We start from the raw sequence: 19,819 nt of genomic DNA, 5'->3' as shown, positions 1-19,819 counted from the left end.
AACATCAGAACTTGAATTGCCTGCCCGGAATACAAGGCTACAGCGAACTAAATACGGCGATCTGTTAGAAGCTGTGAGCTGCCATGGAGATATGATGCCGGCGACAGCAAGAGCCCACAGCGTTCAGAGAAAAGGACGATCATGACATTCGCGGTCGACGCCGTTTCGAACAGAGCCGCAACGCGGTTCAGCGACATCATCTACGAGAAAATCGTGGGGATGATCGCCGACGGCAACTTTCCGGTGAACGAACGATTGCCGTCGGAGACGAAGCTCGCTGCTGATTTCGGCGCATCGAGACCGGTCGTGCGCGAAGCGCTCGAACGCTTGAGAGCCGATGGTCTGGTCGTTTCACGCAAGGGCTCCGGCTCCTATGTCAGGCAGAGGCCGGATTCGTCGATGCTGAAAATGGTGCCGGTCGGATCGCTCGCGGATGTTCAGCGGTTTTTCGAATTCCGCGCCGGTCTCGAAGCCGAGGCGGCGGAGCTTGCCGCGCGAAACTGGCAGCCGGACGACAGGGAACGGATAACCGCAGCGCTTCTTTCGATCGAGCAATGCCTGCGCAACGGAGAGCTCGGCGCCGAGGAGGACCAGGCTCTGCATGATGCAATCGCCATGGCGACCGGCAACCAGTTCCACATCACCGTTCGCGAATGGTTCAGGCCGCATTTCGCCATCGGCCATTCGGTTACGCGAAGCTTGAGCCTGAAACGGACCCTGGAGCAGATCCGTAGCGTCCAGGATGAGCACGCGGTGATCGTGGAGGCGATCTTCGCACGGCAGGAAACCGAAGCTCACGATGCAATGAAGAAACACATACTGAATGCCCGCGCCCGCATGTTCCAGGGCGTTTGAGCGAGAATGGGAGGAAGAACGATGAAACGGATCGCTGTGACGGGTGCTGCCGGACGTGTAGGAACCCTGCTGCGCCCGCTCCTCCGCGGGCATGTCGAGCACGTCAGCCTGATCGACCTGCAGGAACCGGCTGAGCTCGGCGGAAACGAGACGTTCGTAAGGGTCGACCTTGCAAAGCTCGACGAGGCAACGGCTGCGCTGAAAGATATCGACGGCATCGTTCATCTGGCGGGCATCGCAAGCGGCATCGACATGAACGCCATTCTGCACGCCAATGTGCTCGGAACCTACAATCTTTACGAAGCGGCACGGATCAACAAGATCCCCAGGGTCGTCTATGCGTCGAGCAACCATGCGACCGGCTTCTATCCGCGTGACGAAGTCATATCGCCGCTCGATCCCATGCGCCCCGACAGCCCTTATGGACTTTCCAAATGCTGGGGCGAACTGGTGGCGGGGCTTTACTACGACACGTCGGGCATTCGCTCCCTTTCCATCCGTATCGGCAATGCCGGCACCTACCCCAACAGCGAGCGATCGGTTGCGATCTGGATCAGCGCGCGAGATCTGGCGCAGCTGGTGCGGATCGGGCTGTCCCACCCGCTGATCGCCGCGACAGTCATCTACGGCGTTTCCGATACCGACGAGAAATGGTGGGATAACGATCTGGCAACGAGGCTCGGTTACCAACCACAGGACCGGCCGCGCGATCACGCCCGCATCGAACAGGGATCTGAAGGGCCGGTAGCGCTTGCGTTCCAGGGTGGCGGGTTCTGCGAGATCAATCACGACGGCACCATCCGCATGCGTGACGCCGAAGGTTTGGCCAAGAGCCTGGAGGCGGCCGAATGACGGCGCCTCGGATCATCCGCCCAGAAATCCGTTCCGTCATCCAGCAGCCGCTGACGGTCGGTGAATCGCCGGTATGGGACGATGAGACCGGCACGCTGTGGCTGGTCGATATCCTGGCGCCAGCGGTTGTCCGGCTTTCGGCGTCAGGACAGATCGATCGTTTCGACATGCCGGCGGCGATCGGCAGTCTCGGGCTGTGCCGAGACAACAGGATCGTCGTGGGCCTTCAGACGGGCGTCCATCTCTTCGATCCCGTCTCGGGAAAAATCGAATTTCTGTGCGACCCGGTCGGGCGGGATATCAATGGCCGCCTCAACGACGGCAAGGTCGGCCCCGACGGCCATTTCTGGGTCGGCTCGATCAGCGAAGCCAAGCCGCAGGTGAATGACGCAGCACTTTTCCGCGTCGGGGCCGATGGCAGCACGCGGACCGTCGCAACGGGGTTGACGAGTTCCAATGGTCTCGCCTGGTCGCCGGACGGCCGGCGGATGTATCACTCCGACAGCCGCCAATGTTTCCTGCAGGCATTCGACTTCTATCCTGAGACGGGCAGTCTCGGTAAAGGACGTCGCCTTCGCAGCTTCACAGAAGATGAGGGGCGGCCGGACGGGGCGACGACCGATCGCGACGGGCTTTACTGGAGCGCCGGCGTCTCCGCCGGCCGGGTCAACCGGATATCGCGCGAAGGCGAAATCGTCGAGATTTACATTCTGCCGGTCGCAGCACCGACAATGCCGTGTTTCGGCGGACCCGATCTCAGCACGCTCTTCGTCACCAGCCTGTCGACGGACCGCACCGGACGGTTCGAGGCGGGAACGGTCATCGCCTTCGACGTGGATGCAGAGGGGCTGCCGCCCTTCCGCTTCGGCAACCAATCATCTTGAAAGCGAACGGGGAAGAGAAATGAGCATCGCGATCATGCGCAAGGCGCTTACCGGCGTGTCGGGCGTTCCCGTCACGGCCTATGACGGTAAAGGCAACGTCGAACCTGCGATCACGGCCAAGGTCTATGCGCGAGTGGCGGCAGCAGGCATCCACAACATCGTTGCTGCCGGCAACACCGGCGAGTTTTACGCCCTGACGCCGCAAGAGATCCGGATCGTCCACGAAGCAGCGGTTTCAGGCGTCAATGGCCGGGCGCCGGTGACGGCGGCCATCGGCCGCTCGCTGCGCGAGGCGATCGGTATGGCGAGGGATGCGGCTGCGATCGGCGCCTCCGCCGTCATGTCGCATCAGCCCGTCGATCCTTTCGCAGCACCATCGGCCCAGATCGGCTATTTCTGCGATCTTGCGGATGCTTCCACCCTGCCGCTCATCGCCTATGTCAGAGCCGAGGGTTTCGGGGTCGACGATATCGTCCGTCTCGCCAACCACGGCAATATTGCCGGCATCAAGTTTGCAACGACCGATCTGATGCTGCTGTCCAGAGCCATCCCCGCAGCCGATCCGGCCGGGGCGCTGTTCGTCTGCGGCCTGGCGGAAAGCTGGGCGCCGACATTTACCGCGGCCGGCGCGCGCGGCTTCACCTCGGGTCTCGTCAACGTTGCACCGCAGCTTTCGCTTGCCGTCCATGCTGCGCTCGAACAAGGCGATTTCGCCGCGGCACGGGCGATCGTCAACCGGCTCGAACCATTCGAGCGGATGCGGACCAAATTCCGCAACGGTGCGAACGTCACGGTCGTCAAAGAAGCCGTCACCTATTCCGGCCTCGATGTCGGTCCCGTGCGCGTGCCGGGATTGCCGCTGATCGACCAAAATGATCGCGAGGAACTTCATCGGTTGCTTCGAGGCTGGGAGGCCGACGGCACCATTCAAATAGATCCGGACCGGCAGCAATCTGCCAAGGCGGCCGGCTGAATTCGACTATTTCCGCAAAACAACAGGATTGGGAGGTCTAGAGATGCTGAAACAGCTACTGACAACGATCGCAATTACCGGTGCCCTAGTAACGACGCAGCCTGCCTTCGCCGCATCGCCGCCCAATATGCTGGTGATCGGCACCAATCTCACCGGTATCCGGACGCTCGATCCGGCCCAGAATAACGCGCGCACGGTTTCCGAACTGATTTCCAATCTTTACGACAATCTCGTGCAGCTGTCGCCTGAGGATCTCAAGACGCTGAAGCCGATGCTTGCGACGCAATGGAGCGTCTCGCCAGACGGCAAGATCATCACGCTCACCTTGCGCGACGACGCCGTTTTCCAGAGTGGCAACAAGGTGACCGCCGAGGATGCGGCCTGGTCGATCCAGCGCGTCATCAAGATGGGCCAGGTCGGCTCCACCGACGTCGCGCTCTGGGGCTTCACACCAGACAATGTCGAAAAGCTCGTTCGGGCCAAGGATGAACATACGCTCGAGATCGAACTGCCGCAGACCGTGAATACCGATCTGGTGCTCTATTCGCTGGCCGGCTCATCACTCGGCATCGTCGACAAGAAGACGGTGCTGTCGCATGAGGCCAACGCCGATTTCGGCGGCGCCTGGCTTTCCGCCAATTCCGCCGGCAGCGGGCCGTTCAGCCTGGCGCAATGGCGCCCGAACGACGTCGCTATCTTCAATGCGCAACCGAAATATTGGGGCGGCAAGCCGGCCATGGCCCGCGTCGTTGCCCGCCACATCCCGGAATCCGGCAATCTCCGGCTGCAGCTCGAAGCCGGCGACGTCGATGTCGGCCAGTATGTGGCAAGCGGCGATCTCGATGCGCTCGCCACCAAGAAGGATATGGTGATCGAGAACGTACCGGGTCTCGGCTTCTACTACATCGCCCTCAACCAGAAAGACCCGGACCTGCAAAAGCCGAAGGTCCGCGAGGCCTTCCAGCACGCCTTCGACTGGAAGGCGATCTCCGGCAACATCATGCGGTATACGGGCTTTCCCTGGCAGTCGATGATCCCGCGCGGCATGATCGGCGCTCCCGAGCAGGCCGACGTCCGCTATGATTACGATCCCGCCAAAGCCAAGCAGCTGCTGGCGGAGGCCGGATATCCCAACGGCTTGAGGAAGGTGCTCAATCCGTCGGGGGCCGCGACCCTGCCCTTCGCCGAAGCGCTGCAGGCAAGCGCCCGGGCCGCAGGGCTCGATCTCGATCTGGTGCCCGGCGAGTTCACGCCCGCCTTCCGCGAGCGCAAATTCGAAGTGCTGCTCGGCAATTCTGGCGCCCGCCTTCCCGATCCCTTTGCCGTCGCCACACAATATGCCTTCAACCCCGACAATAGCGACGAGGCACGCCTCGGCAGCTATTACCTCTGGCGCACGGGCATGAAGGTGGACGACCTCAATTCGCTCATCGATCAATCGATGAAGGAGCGCGATACGGTCAAGCGCACGGATATCTTCAAGAAGATGGACGGCATTTACTCCGGCATGGCCGCCCCGCTCGTCATCTTCTTCCAGCGAACCGACCCCTATGTCATGCGCGCCAACGTCAAAGGCTATCACGGGCATACGACCTGGTCGACGCGCTGGCATGACGTGACCAAGGAGTAGAGCGCGTGGCAAGCGCCGATCTGACATCGAAGCAGGAGAGCAGCCGTCATTCTCAGGCGGGCGGGTTTGCCGATGCAGCCCCGCACCCCTTGACCAGCCTGCTTCGACGCTTAGCGGGGCGTGTGGTGGCTGTTGTCACCACGCTGCTCGGCCTGCTTTTCCTGACCTTTTCGATGGGCCGCCTGCTTCCCGCCGACCCGGTACTGTCAATCACCGGGCCGGAGGTCAGCAAGGAGGTCTATGATCGGGTTTTCAATGAGCTGGGGCTTGGGCAGCCGATCTGGATGCAGTTCCTCTCCTATGTCGGCAAGATCGCCACAGGCGACCTCGGCACGTCGGCGACGACGGGCCAGCCGATCCTCACGGATCTCATGATGATTTTTCCCGCGACGATTGAGCTTGCCATCATCGCCATGATCATCGGCGCCATTATCGGCATTCCCTTGGGCGTCACGGCCGCCGTCAGACGCGGGACGATCATCGATCACATTGCCCGGATCATCGCCCTCGCCGGTCACTCAATCCCGATTTTCTGGACCGGGCTGATGGCGCTCTTCATCTTCTACGCCAAGCTCAAGCTGGTCGGCGCATCGGGCCGGGTCGATGTCTTCTACGAGGGCCTCGTCACGCCGATGACCGGCTTTCTTCTGATCGATGCGGCAATCCAGCAGCAATGGGAAGTGTTTCAGAATGCGGTCGGCCACATCATCCTGCCGGCGTCAATCCTCGGCTATTATTCCGTCGCCTATATCAGCCGCATGTCACGAAGCTTCATGCTGGAACAGCTCAGCCAGGAATACATCATCACCGCGCGGGCAAAGGGGCTCGGCACCCGCAAGGTCGTCTGGCGCCATGCCTTCAGGAACATTCGCGTGCAGCTCTTGACGATCCTGGCGCTGACCTTCGGCGGGCTGCTCGAGGGCGCGGTGCTGATCGAGACGGTCTTCGGCTGGCCCGGGCTCGGCCAATATCTCACCCGCGGGCTGCAGATGAACGACATGAATGTCGTGATGGGTTCGGTGCTGACGATCGGCGCCGTCTTCCTGACCATCAACATCCTGTCGGACTTCCTTTATCGCATTCTTGATCCGAGAACACGGTGACGCCATGACGATCTCCACCGAAGACGTAAACAGCGCCAATGCCGGCGGCTTCAGAAAATGGCTGCTGGCGCCGGAGCCTCAGGGCTGGTTTCAGTCGTCGACGCAGCAGATCCATCAGGGCTGGCTGAAGTTCAGCCTGCACCCGCTTGGCCTGGCAGGCCTCTTCATCGTCGTGCTGTTGATCGTGGTGGCGACGGCAGCCCCACTACTGACAAGCTACGATCCGATCGCGCAGGATATGGCCGGGCGGCTGGCGCCGCCCTCGGCAGCCCATCTTCTCGGCACCGACAATTTCGGCCGCGACGTCTTTGCGCGGGTGATCTACGGCGCCCGTACGACGCTCTACATCATCATGCTGGTGACGATCATCGTCGCACCACTCGGCCTGCTGATCGGCACCGTCTCGGGATATTTCGGCGGCATCGTCGATGAAATCCTCATGCGCATCACCGATATTTTCCTCTCCTTCCCCGGGCTGGTGCTGGCGCTGGGTTTTGCCGCAGCGCTCGGCCCTGGTATCACCAACGCGATCATCGCGATCTCGCTGACGGCTTGGCCGCCGATCGCCCGCCTGGCACGCGCCGAGACGCTCAGCCTTCGCAAGGCGGATTATATCGCCGCCGTGCGGCTGCAGGGCGCGACATCACTTGCGATCATCATCCGCCATATCCTACCGATGTGCATCCCCTCGGTGATCGTCCGCGTCACCCTCAACATGGCCGGCATCATCATCACTGCCGCCGGTCTCGGCTTTCTCGGCCTCGGTGCGCAGCCGCCCTGGCCGGAATGGGGCTCGATGGCCGCCAGCGGGCGCGAGTTCATGCTCGACAGCCCGTGGGTGATCGCCGCACCCGGCATCGCCATTGCGCTCGTCAGCCTCGCCTTCAACCTCGTCGGCGATGCGCTGCGCGATGTTCTTGATCCGAGAGGTTCGGAATGACAGAGCCCCTGATCGATATTCGTAACCTCGAAATCGCCTATGGCGGTGGGCACATGCGCGCGGTGCGGGGCGTCAGCTTTGCACTCGGACAGGAAAAACTCGGCATCGTCGGCGAATCCGGATCGGGAAAATCGACCGTCGGCCGCGCGATCATGAAGCTGCTGCCGCCGACCGCGATCGTCCGAGCCGAGCGGATGGCTTTTCGCGACGTCGACCTCATCAAGGCAGACGAGCGGACGATGATGACGATAAGGGGACGGCGGATCGGCCTGATCCTGCAGGACCCGAAATATTCGCTCAATCCGGTCATGCGGATCGGCGAACAGATCGCCGAAACCTACCGCTTCCATCATCCAAAGGTCAGCAAGGCAAAAACTTACGCCCAAGCGCTCGACATGCTCGAAGCCGTCCAGATCCGCGATCCCGAGCGCGTCGCCCGCCTCTATCCGCACGAAATATCGGGCGGTATGGGCCAGCGTGTTATGATTGCCATGATGCTGATTGCCGAGCCCGAAGTGCTGATCGCCGACGAGCCGACTTCGGCGCTCGACGTGACGGTCAGGCTTGAGATCCTGGCCCTGCTCGACGAACTCGTTGCACGCCGCAATCTCGGCCTGATCTTCATCAGTCACGACCTCAATCTCATCAGGAATTTCTGCGACCGCGTCCTCATCATGTATGCGGGCCGCGTCGTGGAAGTGCTCGAGGCGCGCGATCTCGACAAGGCCAGACATCCTTATACCCAAGGGTTGCTGGCATCCCTGCCGACGATCGACAATCCCCCTGCCCGGCTGCCGATCCTGAAGCGGGATCCCGCCTGGCTTGACGACCTCGCACTGGAGCCGCCGCGGTGATCAGAATTGACAATCTCACCATCCGTTTCGGACACGGCCAGCGGCCGGTTGTCAGAGATGTAAACCTCACCGTCGAGAGGGGAACGGCATTCGGCCTGGTCGGCGAATCCGGCTGCGGAAAATCAACGGTTCTTAGGGCTCTCTCCGGCCTCAACGCCAATTACGACGGCAACATCGAACTCCAGGGCGAGACGCTGGACCGGCAGCGCAGCCGGCCGTTCTATCGCCGCGTGCAGATGGTGTTTCAGGACCCCTACGGATCGCTCCATCCCCGCAAGACCATCCGCTCGCAGCTGAAAGAACCGCTGCGCAACCAGGGGCTGGAGACGAATTCTGTCGACGTCAACGCGGTGCTGAGATCGGTCGGCCTCGATCCGGCGCTGAGCTACCGATTTCCGCATCAGCTCTCCGGCGGGCAGCGCCAGCGCGTGGCGATCGCCCGTGCCCTGATGCTGAACCCGGACGTCCTGCTTCTCGACGAACCGACATCGGCGCTCGATGTGTCGGTTCAGGCCGAAATCCTCAACCTGCTGCAGGATCTGCGCGCCGAGCGCGGCCTTACCTATCTGCTCGTCAGCCACGATCTCGCCGTCGTCTCCCACATGTGCAGCCGCGTCGCCATCATGGAAGCGGGCGAGATCGTCGAACAGGTCGAGATCGAGGCGTTGCGAAGAGGCGCGGTCGAACATCCCTATTCGCAACGCCTGCTGCGCGCGAGCCGGATGTACGGAAGGGCATAGCTAGCGACAGCTGTGGATTTTCGCCGTTGAGATCAGGTTACGGCAGCGGCCTTGCCGGTGGCGTAAGCGGGAAGGTCAGACGGAAGCATGCGCCGGGACCGGGCCGGACTTCGGCGCGTCCCCCATGCAGGCGCATAATCTTCTGGACGAGATCGAGGCCAAGGCCCACCCCACGACCATCGTGCCGCAGGCGATGGAAGGCCTCGAAAATCTGTTCTCGCTCCGCCTCTGGAACTCCCTTCCCCTCGTCACAGACCTCCAGCCATCCGGCTGCGGAGACACGGACGCTGATCGTTCCCTGTCTTCCGCCGTAGTTAATGGCGTTTTGGACAAGGTTTGTCAGTGCGCGCTCGATGGATGTCTCGTCGCCGGACACCAGTATTTTGTCACCCTCCGGTTCGAAGCGCATTTCGTATCCGGCACCGAAGGCCAGCGGCGCAAGGTCGATGACGACGCGCTCGGCAAGGTCCACCAGGTCGACAGCTGTAAACGTGACCATCTGCTGTTCCAGACGCTGCAAGTCGAGAAGCTGGCCCGTCAGCGCGGTCAGCCTGGCGGCATCCTCCAGGAGGCGGACCTTCAACGGCCCGGGCGGAAGCCCCGAAAGGCGCGTCGTCAGGATAGCGATCGGCGTGCGGAGCTCGTGGGCCGCATCGGTCAAAAATCTCCTGTGGCCCGTATATCCCTTGTCGAGCCTGGTAAGCGCTTCGTTGACGGCATTGACGAAGGGTAGAATCTCAAGCGGCACGCCGCTGGCGGACAATCTCGTGCCGCTCCGATGGATATCGATCTTCTTCGTCTCTTCGGCCGCGTGGTCGAGGCCTTTCAGTGCGCGGCGAACGACGAACGGCGTCACGAGGAACGTTGCAACTGCGGTGATTGCGATCAATATCGCCATCACCGTCAGGAGACCTTGGCTCGACTCGAGTATCTGGGCAATGGTGACATGTCCCTGCGCGCCCGACATGATCTTGACCCGCCCGGCAGGCGTTTCCTCCCAGTGGACTATCGCGAGCGGCAATGCGTCCTTCTCGAAATTTTGGATCAGATCGGCATATGTGATAACATCCAACGCCGATACCGCAGACATGACCTCCAATGGGACGCGGCCTTCCGTCAGTTGCTGTCCGTTCGCATCTCGAACCAGAAACCAGAGATTGGGGATCTGCGATCTGAGTTGGACCAGTTCCTGCGTTGGGGAGATGAACAGCTTTCCGTCGGGGCCGCGTTGAATCGCGTTGCGCACCACTTCGGGTGTCGTCCTGTCATTGACCCCGTGATTGATGTATCCGAAGTACCAGAGAAACCCGATAGTGGCGAACATGCCCACGAAGATCACCACCAGCATCACGATCTGCGCGGTTGTGATATGCATGACCAATCGCCACCGCAGAGATCGGGGCTCGACGAGGCTCATGGTTCCTCCCTCAACAGATAACCCACTCCCCTGACACCGTTGACGATGACACCGCTGTCCGCATCCGCAAGTTTTCTGCGAAGGCGCGAAACCTGGGTGTCGAGTGCGTTCGGCTGCACCTCGTCATCGATTGCGAAGACGGCTTCCATCAACGACGAACGCGGCACCATACGGCCGAGGCGTCGCAACAGCGCTTCAAGGACGAGCAATTCTCGGCGTGTCAGCTCAATCGCGTTGTCGCCGACCCTGGCCTCGTGATTGAAGTGGTCATAAGAGAGCCGGCCGATCGTCACGATGTCGCGCTGCATCGTAGCTGGTCGGCGCATGAGGGCTCGAAGCCGCGCCACAAGCTCCTCGAATGCGAAGGGCTTGGTCAGATAGTCGTCCGCGCCTTGTTCGAGGCCCTCGACACGGTCGGTCAGCTCCCCCCGGGCGGTCAGGACAAGTACTGGCACAAGGTTTCCTTTGGCGCGCAGCTTCGGAATCAGAGACAGTCCTTCGCCATCAGTGAGTTGCCGATCGAGAATAAGCACGTCATGCAGGCCGGGCGCAGTGATCAGCTCAGCGTCAGCAAGACTGGTCGCATGATCGAGAACCATGCCGCTACCTGCAAGCGCGTCACGCAGCGCAGATGCCATCTCAGGCTCATCTTCAACCAACAATACTCTCAAGACGAACCTACCTCGTTGGAACGGCTTATCTTCTTACGGGCGCTCCATGTCGGCAACCTTGCACGAGAAACATAAGCCCGGTTTTTCCGAAATTCTGGCCAATCCGGGCTGCGACAGACTGCCGACATGTAAAACTGACATTAGCTGTGTATGAGGCACAAACGCTTTCCGCATTCAGTCTGGTGCCGTGACCCGGATCAACAATGATGTACACCCTAAAAATACTCATGCTCTTGCCATTGCTTTACGAAACGAACGGAGCGCGGCATGGGCATCACTGATATTTTTCTGTTCCTTGGCGAATGGTTTCGCAATCCGCGCAGCGTGGCGGCCATTGCACCGTCCGGCCGCGCCTTGGCTTCATTGATGACAAGGGACATTACGGCGCGGACGGGTAAGGTTCTGGAACTTGGACCAGGAACGGGAGCATTCACGCAGGCCCTGATCGAACGCGGAGTCCGGGAAGAAAACCTCACTCTGATCGAGTGCAGTCCGGACTTCGCAAGGCTTCTGGAAGCGCGGTTTCCCCGGGCCCGGTTGTTGGAAATGAATGCGGAGCAACTGAACCGGCTGACATTGTCCGATATTCCGGTGGGCGCGATCGTTTGCGGCCTGGGACTGCTAAACATGTCGCATCAAAGGGTCGCCAGTATCATGAAAGGCGCCTTCTCCTGTTTAAAGTCCGGCGGCGAGTTCTTCCTGTTCACCTATGGGGCTGCCTGTCCGGTGCACAAGTCCATACTTGCGGAACTTGGTCTTGAGGCCAAACGCCTGGGACGAGCTTATCTCAACCTTCCACCCGCAGCGGTCTATCGCATTACGCGGCGTGTTGAGGAGACGATGGCATGAGCTCATCGGAGCTGTTGCCCCTAGTCGTTCAATTTGGCGTCTTGGGCATGTTCGCCGCGGCGGTGTTCGAAAAGACCATACCCATCGTACCCTCCTATCTCATGCTGCTGATCTTCGGCTCCGCCACGTCGACGATCATGGAGCTGGCTGCCGTCATTGTCGTGACGTCCAGCGGTTCGTTGATTGGGACAGCATGTGTCTACACGTTCGGTCGCTCCTTTGGAGAAGAGCGTGTCACTCGGGCGGTCGACAAATACGGGAGGTTCGTCTTTCTGCCCCTCGAACGTTATCGGCATCTTGCCAATGCCTATCGCCGAAATCACTTCGCTGTCTCACTCTGCGGCCAGATAATCCCTGTAGCGAGGCTTTACCTGTCGTTGCCGGCCGGCGTGCTTAAGCTGCGGGCCGATCGTTTTCTCGTCGCCTCGGCGATCGGGATCACGACCTATAACACGTTTTTCCTGACCACCGGATTCGTGTTGCGCGGAGCCGCCCATGACCCGGTCAAAACAGGCGTTCTCTTGTCCTTGGCGCTTGTGGCCGTTGAAATCGTAGTTGCAGGCAGCATGCGATGGCTCATGCGGCGGCAGAGGACGGCGCGAACATAAGCCTCAGACCGAGCAAGGGCTAGTTCGTAGAGTGGGAGGCAAGCATCCCGCTTAACGGCGCGTTGCCAAAGCGGGCGAGATCGTCGAGGTCGAAGAGGTACCGTGGAAACATCCCTATTCGCAACGCCTGCTGCACGCGAGCCGGATGTACGGAAGGGCGTAGCCATCCGGCACGCCCTCGCTCTCTCTTGGATCACCGCAAGTGGGCGTCGATAGCGGAAACGATCTCTTCCCAATCATCGGGATGAATTTCGTGGCCGCCACCTTCGAGCCGAACAAGCTTCGCTCCCCGGACAGTTCTTGCCAGCAGTTCGCCGTGTTCAACCGGATAAATCGGATCCGCCGTTCCGTGTATGACAAGCAGGGGCGCGGCCAGTTCTCCCAATTTTCCTTTCAAGGTCTGGCCGCCCTTCAGCATGAAATGATTGGTGGCGCTGACGAAGCTTTTCGCCCGCCTGACGTCCCGTTCGACAAAGGCGCGCGCCCGCCGTTCGTCGTAGGGATGGGCCACACCGGCGATCTCTTGAGTATCCTTGACAAGGAATTCGATGACCTGGGCATCGTCTGTCCAGTCGACGGTCTCGCCCGTCGCTGCATGCGCCATGTAGGCGCCGGTGGTATGCGGTAGAGCACTGGTATCAATGCCCATCGGCGTGGTGGAAATCAGCGTCAGCGTCTTGATGCGTTCGGGATGCGAGAGCGCTGCGATCTGGGCGATCGTGCCGCCCAACGACATTCCGATCAGATTGGCGCCGTCGATACCGTAGCCATCGAGTATTCTGATGGCGTCCTCAGCCATGTCGTCCATTGTATAGGGAGGTTCCCCCGGCTCGTAGATCGTCGAGCGGCCGGTGTCTCGATTGTCGTAGCGAATGACATAAAATTTGCGATCGGCAAGTGTTTGGCAGAACTCGTCCGGCCACCACAGCATTGACGCCATGGCGCCCATGATCAACAGGATCGGCTGATACGCCGGGTTGCCAAATGCCTGCGTGGCGATCTCGACGTCGTCAAATCTGATAATGCGTTCACTCACTTGGGGCGTCCTTTACGTGTACTGGGTGAAGCGGCGAAAACCTTGGGTCCTGGTATCAGCAGGCATCCCCATATTGGGGCTAAGGCAGCGGTGCCGCATCGGGCATTTTCAGTAGGACAGGTCAAAAACACTCGGGAGCAACAGCGGCGGCACTGACACCAAATCCCCTTCCACCCGTGGAAAATTGAACAGCTGCGCGTCGATGGAGATCGCCGGTGTCCGAAATCGGCACATCGCTCCTCGGCCGATGTTCGCCGCACATGGGATGACTACGTCTCCATCTCTGCTAATCTCAAACCGCACGTACCGGAGGATTTTGTGCCGACATCTCATAGACGATCTCTGTTCTCTGGCCGCGCAGCAGAACTCGATGCGATGGAAGCCGCGTTCCGGGATGTCTCCGGCGGGCGGCAACGTTCCTTTCTTCTCGGGGCAGAAGCCGGCGGCGGCAAGAGCCGGCTGGTTGAAGAGTTTGCCGACCGACTGTCCGGCCGTGCCCTGTTCCTGAAAGGCGGCTGCATCGAGCAGCGGGAATCAGCATTGCCCTATGCGCCTGTGACGGCTGTGCTCCATGAACTGGTTCAGCTGCGCGGCGCGCCATCAGCGCGGTCGCTTGTCGGCGCCGAGGGTGCCCGTGAGTTGGCATGGCTTCTTCCCGAATTCGGCGAGACCTCCGAAAGGTATGATGCGGGCATCGCAAGAGCACGGCTGTTCGAAGCGCTGCGAAAATTGTTCGAAGAGCTTGCACGAGAAATGCCGCTCGTCCTGGTCGTCGAGGATATACACTGGGCCGACCAGACCACGTGCGATCTGCTTCGCTTCCTCGCGGCGCGGCTGAGGAAAATTCGGCTGATGCTGATCGTCACCTATCGACCCGAGGAGACCAGCGGCAGCAACGCACTGCGGACGACTATTGCCGACCTCTCCCTTTCCGAGGGTGCCGAGGTGTTGAAGCTTCCCCGCCTCACGCGGGCGGAGGTCGCAGCACAACTCAAAGGGCTGCTCGGGCGCCCGCCAACACCTGCTGTCATCAATGAGGTTCATACGCGGTGCTGCGGGATACCGCTTTTCACCGAGGCCCTCATCGATGCAAGCGGAGGCTTGCGTACGGATTTTCCCGGCTCGCTCATCGACTACCTGCTCAAAGCCGTCAGGGATTTGCCGGCGTCCACGGCCGAGCTGTTGAAGGTGGCGGCGCTCGGCGGCCCGCATATCGCCCATGGGCTTCTTCGCAGCGTGGCGGATAAGTCCGACCTTGAACTGGCAGATTTGCTGCGCCCTGCGATTTCGGCCGGGATCCTGGTGCCCGATGGCGACGGATATGCGTTCCGCCACGCCCTTATCCACAAAGCGGTGCGAGGCGACCTGATTGCCGGCGAGAGGATGGCCATTCATCGCGCCTATGCCGAAGTGCTCGAACGCGGTCCGGTTCCAAGCTACCGGGTTTGGCATGCCGTTGCGCTCGCCCGCCACTGGCACGGTGCCGGCGAAGCCGAACATTGCCTGCGGTGGGCCTGGCAATCGGCTGCAGAAGGCGCCGCGACTTTCGCCTATGCGGACCAGATGGAGATGCTGAAGCTCGTGCTGGCGGCGTGGCCCGACGTCGATAATGCGGCCGACTTGATCGGCGCGGATCCCTGCAGGGTGCTGGAACTGGCTGCCGATGCCGCCTGCTGGGCAGCGGAAGCGGAACAGGGACTGGCTTTTGTCGAACGCGCACTCGCCGAGGTGGATGCCGAGCGCGACGGCACGCAGCTGGCAGCCCTTCTGCTGCAGCGCGCGGTGATGCGTCAGCACACGCTTATCCCAGGCGAAATCGCCGATCTGGAACGAGCGCTTGATCATGCGCTCGATCCCACAAGGCTGCGCGCGGACGGACTGGGGCAGTTTTCCCGGGCGCTGATATTGCGGGGAGAGTTCGATCGCGCCAGGCGCTTAGGCGACGAACTGAAGGATCTGTCGGAGAGGCTCGATGACGAGGAGTACCGTATCGAGGCGCTGATCGTCGCGGCCTCTGTGGACATGGCATCGGACAGTTCCCGCATCGACGCCCATTGGAGCGTGGCCAAGCGCGCCGAGCAAGCCTCCATCGGCCGGGTCGAGGTGCTGGCGGGTGCCTCCCTCCTTCAAGCCCTGTTTGCGACAGGAAAATACGCTGAGGTCATCGAAGTCGGACCGGCGATCTTTGCGCGGACCGTCGAGTTCGGTCAGGCCCGGTATATCGGGGCGATCGTGGGTTCGCCTTTGTGCCGCGCCTTGCTCGCCGTCGGCCGCGTTTCCGAAGCCATTGAGACGTGCGAACGGATGGCGGCATTGGATCCGCTGCCGCTTGGGCTTGTTCATGTTTTCGAATGCCAGGCGGAGATTGCCCTGGTGTTAGGGGATTCGGATCGAATTGCCGCAGCCGCAAGCTCCTTGCGCGCTCTGCCACCGGGTCCTCAGGTTGCGAGCCGCATGGCGGCCAATCTTCTGAGATTCGATATCGAAAGCTGCGCGCTGGCGGGCGATACGGATCAGTCTGCGATACTGATAAGATCCGCTTCGACCCATATCGAGAAGCAAGGAAGCGTCTCATGGCCGCTGCTGGCCTCGGCCATGCGTGTTGCCGTCGATATGAGTCAGAAAGATGCCGCCCGGCAGCTCGCGGACCTTGCCGCTCGGTCGCCGTGCCGCAACATAGTGGAGGAGGCCGAGAGGCTGGGCATTTCGGCCGAGATGTCGCGCACCGCGGGGTCCGACCTCGATGGCTGGGAAGCGCTTGCCCAAAACTGGGCTGATTTGAGCCGGCCCTTTCGGCAGGCCTATGCCCTTATGCAGGCCGGTGGCGCTGCGGTGAATGCCGGCAAGCGCGCCAGGGGTGCGGGTCATTTACGGCAAGGCGCTGATCTTGCCCATTCGATCGGCGCCCGCCTCCTCTGCGATCAGATCGAGACGCTGGCCGCAAAGGCTCGTATTGATCTTCGAGGTGGGACGGACGGCGGTATGCCGAAGGCACCGCTTGGCCTGACGGACCGGGAATTCGAGGTGCTCCGGCTTGTCGCTGCAGGACAAAGCAATCGCGAGATCGCCGACAATCTGTTCATTTCTTCGAAAACGGCGAGCGTTCATGTCTCCAACATCCTGAGCAAACTCTCCGTCCCCAGCCGCGGCGCTGCAGCCGCGATGGCGCACCGGCTGCGGATGGTTGATCCCGCCTAGATGTTAGCTTCCAGGAGATTGCCTGGCTGAACCCTCCTGATTGGCCGCTCTCACGAGGTCGGCATCGCATTCAATTCTTTCGTTGCCTAGGCATTTTGCCTGATGTGCGTGCGCGGCCTTACGCTGAGCATGGTGATACGAAGCGCTGAGCGGCGTTAGTATTCCATCATTCGGAGGTCAAAATGCCCACTTCTTCCGCCACTTTGGCCGGCACGCAACGCACGATCGATTCCTATGAAGATTGTGCGGATGATTATAGTCGCATCGTTGATCCGTTTCCCTCACCCAGCCTGGAGACGGCGTTGCGTCAAGTCGCCGTCGCCGCCGGCAAAGTAGGCCGGATCCTTGAGATTGGCTCCGGCCCCGGATGGGATGCGGATTTCCTTGAGACCCAGGGCGTTTTGGTAAGGCGAACCGATGCCACGCAACGCTTTCTCGAACTGCAGGCGGCGCGCGGCAAGCAGGGCGAGTTCCTCAACGTCATCACCGACGACCTCGGCGGCCCCTATGACGCTGTGATCGCTCTCTGTGTCCTCATCCATGTGCCTCGCGACCAGACCGGCCAAGTCCTTGAAAAGATCGTCGCAGCGCTACGCCCCGGAGGCGTCTTCCTGGTGACGATGCGTGATGGCGACGGGGAGACGAGCGGTGCCTACCATATGACCTACTGGCGCCGGGACGACTTCGCGCTGTGCATCAAGGCCGCCGGCATGGATCTTGAATGGGACGCATACCGCTTGGGTCGTAACAACGAAGCGTGGAACACATTTTACGCACGGAAACCCGGATGACGCGCAGCGATTTCGTGCGCTTCGCGATGCAAAGGCTGCTATCAGGCGTTCCTTATCAAACGATAGGCGTCGGCTGCGCAGGCCGTTTTCATTTCCAGCTCGTGTAATCGGCGGCGACGCAACCGAACGGCGCGCGATCCTGACCAAACCGCTTCTTTAGTTGCTCGCATCCCCACGCGTTTAACGGCGCCGGCATGAGATTGTTGATGTCCATTCCAGGCGATTGGAATTGCGTCGAGGAGGTTGTGACATACCAAAGCCAGAAGCCGACCACACCGACGACCATCAGAAGCAACACACCGAAGAAAAACTGCAGCCGCTTCCATATCGATACCGTTCTTTTGGCTTCTTCAATCAGCACCGGCACACCCTGATCGCTTGCTTGCTTATGCGCTAAGGGTGCAAGAGCCGCGGTGCGCTCGGCATCCGTGAGCTCGACCCGCTGCAGACGATCGTCCAGAAGCACTGGCAGGGCTGTATTGCCGTGCCGGACAGCCAGTCCGATCGCCTTGCCATTGGCTTCACCGACGATCAGCGGTTCCTGTCCGCTCTTCATCCGCGTGTAAGCCGAACGCCCTGTTTTGTCGGCGGCAATCTTGTCATTGTAGGTGATGGAAAGGACGCCGCGTTTTCGGTCGAATGCGCTGATCTCGACCGGGACCGGGATCAGCCTGGCGGGCCGGCGCAATTGCCCCTTGACCCGCCAAATGCGGATACCGAGAAAAATCATCCCCAGGCTCATGGCGCCAAGCAGGACCACAAACAGAGTGAGGGTGATAATCCTGTTCCAGAGCATGTCTAGACCGAGACTCATCGTCGCGAGTTCCGGATGATCGGCGGAAATCACAAGACCGGTTTCATAATCGCCGGTATGGAAATCGACGAACATGACCTCGACCTCGGTGTCGTAGTTTCGTCCACCGTAGCTGTAGACAAGGCGTGCCTCGCAGTCGGTGAAGACTGCCTTGCGTGTCGTGCATTTCCCGTTTTGCACGTCACCATCTTCGAGTACCAAAGGGTTCTGGCTGATCTGGAAATCGCGGATCACGCCCGGTGCTTCCGAGACGAATAGAAAGACAGCCAACGCCAGGATAATGGGCGTTGACCAGAAGTAGGCGTTCGGCGTGGAGATGACGTTGCGCGCCAATGAAAGCGGGCGACTGGGGAGTACAAGCGAAGACAATGGCGTTGGACCCCTCATGTGACAGCGCCGCGCGCCGGTAAAGCTTCAGACAGCAACCGATGACGAGCAGCGGAGTTGGCGTCATTCTGATCGGCTTGCATAATCCCGATCTACAACTTGATGCGAAGGATTCGCAATCCCTTTATGCACGCTTGGGCAGCATTCCTACGTCGATCCTGTTGATACGCACGCGCGCATGACACCACCGTCGCAAGAGGAGTGAGTTGCAAGCCTGAATGCTTCCCATACGGAACCAAATCACCGCCGAGCGATTATATGACGACCCTTCTCCTCGATTTGCTAAGCGTCGTGATGCTGATGTCCCGTGGGCCAAAAATTACTCACATGATCCAGGTCATTGCATGCTCCGTCGCCATTGCGACCGGGTCGGGGGTCATGGCCGGCGGTGCCCATGCCGACGAATCAGCCTTCCTAAAAACACTTGCGGGAAGTTGGAGCGGTAAAGGGACGGTGAAAGTGCGGACAAATGCACCCACTCTCAAAGTCACGTGCCGCTTCAAGTCGGACACAAACACGAATTCCCTCGCACTCAATGGGCGCTGCACCAGCCTCATGATCTTTTCCCGCATCATCAGCGCCAATCTCAAGACGAGCGGTGACAGCTACACCGGCTCCTATGTCGGGGCGGGAACCGGCACCGCGGGTCTTGGCGGCAAGCGCAACGGCGATGCCATAAACCTCGCGATAAAGTGGGCCAAGGAGGTAAATGGCGATCGACGTGCGCAGATGACGATCAAAAAGATCGGTGCGTCGGGGATGCGTCTTACGACCGTCGATACCGACCCCGCCACAGGTCGATCGGTTGTCACGAGCCTGATTGACCTTCAACGAAGCTAGTGCCTTCGTTGCTTTTGAATTGCGTCAACGGCATGAAGGTTGATAGAGAAGCGTCGGCGGTATAGTTTCGCTTTCGCAAATCGACGAATGACACAAGGAATAGTTATCTCATGCCGACAGGTACGGTTAAATTCTTCAATGACGACAAGGGCTTCGGCTTCATTACCCCTGAGGATGGCGGACAAGACGTGTTCGTGCACGTGTCTGCGCTGCAGCGCGGCGGCTCGCTCCGCGAAGGCGACAAGGTCAGCTTTGACGTCGGACAGGATCGCAAGACCGGAAAATCAAAGGCTGAGAACGTCTCAACCCTCTGATCGAAAGTCGAAGATTGCCCAGCCCGCGTTAAGCGGGTTGGGCTCCTCGTCGCAGTCCGCAGG

The 19,819-nt window shown here is 60.5% G+C and carries 19 protein-coding genes; 15 read left to right on the top strand and 4 right to left on the bottom strand.

The window, feature by feature from the left end:
• Nucleotides 1-141 precede the first annotated feature (141 nt).
• The 9 genes from J3O30_RS26575 to J3O30_RS26535 are packed head-to-tail and all read left to right on the top strand — an operon-like array spanning nucleotide 142 to nucleotide 8,831.
• Complete coding sequence (locus J3O30_RS26575; RefSeq protein WP_207584762.1) at nucleotides 142-855, top strand: FadR/GntR family transcriptional regulator; 714 nt, start codon at nucleotides 142-144, stop codon at nucleotides 853-855.
• A 21-nt stretch (nucleotides 856-876) separates the two neighbouring features.
• Nucleotides 877-1,707 (top strand): NAD(P)-dependent oxidoreductase, encoded by an 831-nt coding sequence (locus tag J3O30_RS26570; protein WP_207584761.1) that lies wholly within the window; start codon nucleotides 877-879, stop codon nucleotides 1,705-1,707.
• A complete protein-coding gene (locus tag J3O30_RS26565; RefSeq protein WP_207584760.1) occupies nucleotides 1,704-2,591 on the top strand; it encodes an SMP-30/gluconolactonase/LRE family protein in 888 nt (295 codons plus the stop codon). The genes J3O30_RS26570 and J3O30_RS26565 overlap by 4 nt, the downstream gene beginning before the upstream one ends.
• Before the next feature lie 19 nt (nucleotides 2,592-2,610).
• On the top strand, nucleotides 2,611-3,564 hold the full coding sequence (locus J3O30_RS26560) for a dihydrodipicolinate synthase family protein (RefSeq protein ID WP_207584759.1): 954 nt from the start codon (nucleotides 2,611-2,613) through the stop codon (nucleotides 3,562-3,564).
• A 43-nt stretch (nucleotides 3,565-3,607) separates the two neighbouring features.
• Nucleotides 3,608-5,194: an ABC transporter substrate-binding protein gene (locus J3O30_RS26555; RefSeq protein ID WP_207584758.1), complete on the top strand. Its 1,587-nt coding sequence runs from the start codon at nucleotides 3,608-3,610 to the stop codon at nucleotides 5,192-5,194.
• 5 nt (nucleotides 5,195-5,199) lie between these two features.
• Nucleotides 5,200-6,297 (top strand): ABC transporter permease, encoded by a 1,098-nt coding sequence (locus tag J3O30_RS26550; RefSeq protein ID WP_207584757.1) that lies wholly within the window; start codon nucleotides 5,200-5,202, stop codon nucleotides 6,295-6,297.
• Between the two features lie 4 nt (nucleotides 6,298-6,301).
• A complete protein-coding gene (locus tag J3O30_RS26545; RefSeq protein ID WP_207584756.1) occupies nucleotides 6,302-7,237 on the top strand; it encodes an ABC transporter permease in 936 nt (311 codons plus the stop codon).
• Complete coding sequence (locus J3O30_RS26540; protein ID WP_207584755.1) at nucleotides 7,234-8,091, top strand: ABC transporter ATP-binding protein; 858 nt, start codon at nucleotides 7,234-7,236, stop codon at nucleotides 8,089-8,091. The genes J3O30_RS26545 and J3O30_RS26540 overlap by 4 nt, the downstream gene beginning before the upstream one ends.
• A complete protein-coding gene (locus J3O30_RS26535) occupies nucleotides 8,088-8,831 on the top strand; it encodes an ABC transporter ATP-binding protein (RefSeq protein WP_207584754.1) in 744 nt (247 codons plus the stop codon). Before J3O30_RS26540 ends, J3O30_RS26535 begins: the two co-directional genes overlap by 4 nt.
• A gap of 37 nt (nucleotides 8,832-8,868) precedes the next feature.
• On the opposite strand, the gene J3O30_RS26530 is transcribed toward J3O30_RS26535, so the two are convergent.
• Nucleotides 8,869-10,206, bottom strand: coding sequence for a HAMP domain-containing sensor histidine kinase (locus J3O30_RS26530; RefSeq protein ID WP_246762840.1), 1,338 nt, complete (start codon nucleotides 10,204-10,206; stop codon nucleotides 8,869-8,871).
• A 38-nt stretch (nucleotides 10,207-10,244) separates the two neighbouring features.
• Nucleotides 10,245-10,919: a response regulator transcription factor gene (locus J3O30_RS26525; RefSeq protein ID WP_207584752.1), complete on the bottom strand. Its 675-nt coding sequence runs from the start codon at nucleotides 10,917-10,919 to the stop codon at nucleotides 10,245-10,247.
• A 267-nt stretch (nucleotides 10,920-11,186) separates the two neighbouring features.
• On the opposite strand from J3O30_RS26525, the gene J3O30_RS26520 reads away from it, so the two are divergent.
• Nucleotides 11,187-11,768, top strand: a complete 582-nt coding sequence (locus J3O30_RS26520) for a methyltransferase domain-containing protein (RefSeq protein ID WP_207584751.1) — start codon at nucleotides 11,187-11,189, stop codon at nucleotides 11,766-11,768.
• Nucleotides 11,765-12,376: a VTT domain-containing protein gene (locus J3O30_RS26515; RefSeq protein ID WP_207584750.1), complete on the top strand. Its 612-nt coding sequence runs from the start codon at nucleotides 11,765-11,767 to the stop codon at nucleotides 12,374-12,376. Before J3O30_RS26520 ends, J3O30_RS26515 begins: the two co-directional genes overlap by 4 nt.
• Before the next feature lie 193 nt (nucleotides 12,377-12,569).
• Here J3O30_RS26515 and J3O30_RS26510 read toward each other — a convergent pair whose 3' ends face one another.
• Nucleotides 12,570-13,412 (bottom strand): alpha/beta hydrolase, encoded by an 843-nt coding sequence (locus tag J3O30_RS26510; protein ID WP_207584749.1) that lies wholly within the window; start codon nucleotides 13,410-13,412, stop codon nucleotides 12,570-12,572.
• A 318-nt stretch (nucleotides 13,413-13,730) separates the two neighbouring features.
• Between J3O30_RS26510 and J3O30_RS26505 the strand changes: the two genes are divergently transcribed.
• Nucleotides 13,731-16,610, top strand: a complete 2,880-nt coding sequence (locus J3O30_RS26505; protein WP_207584748.1) for an AAA family ATPase — start codon at nucleotides 13,731-13,733, stop codon at nucleotides 16,608-16,610.
• Between the two features lie 182 nt (nucleotides 16,611-16,792).
• Entirely contained in the window at nucleotides 16,793-17,401 is a 609-nt protein-coding gene (locus tag J3O30_RS26500) for a class I SAM-dependent methyltransferase (RefSeq protein ID WP_207584747.1), read from the top strand.
• A gap of 88 nt (nucleotides 17,402-17,489) precedes the next feature.
• Here the strand turns inward: J3O30_RS26500 and J3O30_RS26495 are convergent, their stop codons facing one another.
• Nucleotides 17,490-18,602 (bottom strand): hypothetical protein, encoded by a 1,113-nt coding sequence (locus tag J3O30_RS26495; protein WP_207584746.1) that lies wholly within the window; start codon nucleotides 18,600-18,602, stop codon nucleotides 17,490-17,492.
• A gap of 327 nt (nucleotides 18,603-18,929) precedes the next feature.
• Between J3O30_RS26495 and J3O30_RS26490 the strand changes: the two genes are divergently transcribed.
• Together J3O30_RS26490 and J3O30_RS26485 are read left to right on the top strand one after the other, a co-directional pair.
• The gene (locus J3O30_RS26490; protein WP_207585200.1) at nucleotides 18,930-19,442 is read left to right on the top strand and encodes a hypothetical protein; all 513 of its coding nucleotides are present in this window, start codon (nucleotides 18,930-18,932) and stop codon (nucleotides 19,440-19,442) included.
• Nucleotides 19,443-19,552: 110 nt separating this feature from the next.
• The gene (locus tag J3O30_RS26485) at nucleotides 19,553-19,756 is read left to right on the top strand and encodes a cold-shock protein (protein WP_003572688.1); all 204 of its coding nucleotides are present in this window, start codon (nucleotides 19,553-19,555) and stop codon (nucleotides 19,754-19,756) included.
• Nucleotides 19,757-19,819: the final 63 nt, after the last annotated feature.

Source organism: Rhizobium sp. NZLR1 (assembly GCF_017357385.1).
In the GTDB taxonomy this organism is placed as follows: domain Bacteria; phylum Pseudomonadota; class Alphaproteobacteria; order Rhizobiales; family Rhizobiaceae; genus Rhizobium.
The sequence above is the reverse complement of the archived record's forward strand: the minus strand, read 5'-3'. Positions and strand labels throughout refer to the sequence as shown.

Bases quoted from the DNA above. Each gene is read 5' to 3' on its own strand.
- J3O30_RS26500 (WP_207584747.1), top strand. From the start codon at position 16,793: ATGCCCACTTCTTCCGCCACTTTGGCCGGCACGCAACGCACGATCGAT.
- J3O30_RS26560 (WP_207584759.1), top strand. From the start codon at position 2,611: ATGAGCATCGCGATCATGCGCAAGGCGCTTACCGGCGTGTCGGGCGTT.
- J3O30_RS26575 (WP_207584762.1), top strand. From the start codon at position 142: ATGACATTCGCGGTCGACGCCGTTTCGAACAGAGCCGCAACGCGGTTC.
- J3O30_RS26530 (WP_246762840.1), bottom strand. From the start codon at position 10,206: ATGCATATCACAACCGCGCAGATCGTGATGCTGGTGGTGATCTTCGTG.
- J3O30_RS26545 (WP_207584756.1), top strand. From the start codon at position 6,302: ATGACGATCTCCACCGAAGACGTAAACAGCGCCAATGCCGGCGGCTTC.
- J3O30_RS26540 (WP_207584755.1), top strand. From the start codon at position 7,234: ATGACAGAGCCCCTGATCGATATTCGTAACCTCGAAATCGCCTATGGC.
- J3O30_RS26555 (WP_207584758.1), top strand. From the start codon at position 3,608: ATGCTGAAACAGCTACTGACAACGATCGCAATTACCGGTGCCCTAGTA.
- J3O30_RS26515 (WP_207584750.1), top strand. From the start codon at position 11,765: ATGAGCTCATCGGAGCTGTTGCCCCTAGTCGTTCAATTTGGCGTCTTG.
- J3O30_RS26520 (WP_207584751.1), top strand. From the start codon at position 11,187: ATGGGCATCACTGATATTTTTCTGTTCCTTGGCGAATGGTTTCGCAAT.
- J3O30_RS26570 (WP_207584761.1), top strand. From the start codon at position 877: ATGAAACGGATCGCTGTGACGGGTGCTGCCGGACGTGTAGGAACCCTG.
- J3O30_RS26490 (WP_207585200.1), top strand. From the start codon at position 18,930: ATGATCCAGGTCATTGCATGCTCCGTCGCCATTGCGACCGGGTCGGGG.
- J3O30_RS26565 (WP_207584760.1), top strand. From the start codon at position 1,704: ATGACGGCGCCTCGGATCATCCGCCCAGAAATCCGTTCCGTCATCCAG.
- J3O30_RS26495 (WP_207584746.1), bottom strand. From the start codon at position 18,602: ATGAGGGGTCCAACGCCATTGTCTTCGCTTGTACTCCCCAGTCGCCCG.
- J3O30_RS26485 (WP_003572688.1), top strand. From the start codon at position 19,553: ATGCCGACAGGTACGGTTAAATTCTTCAATGACGACAAGGGCTTCGGC.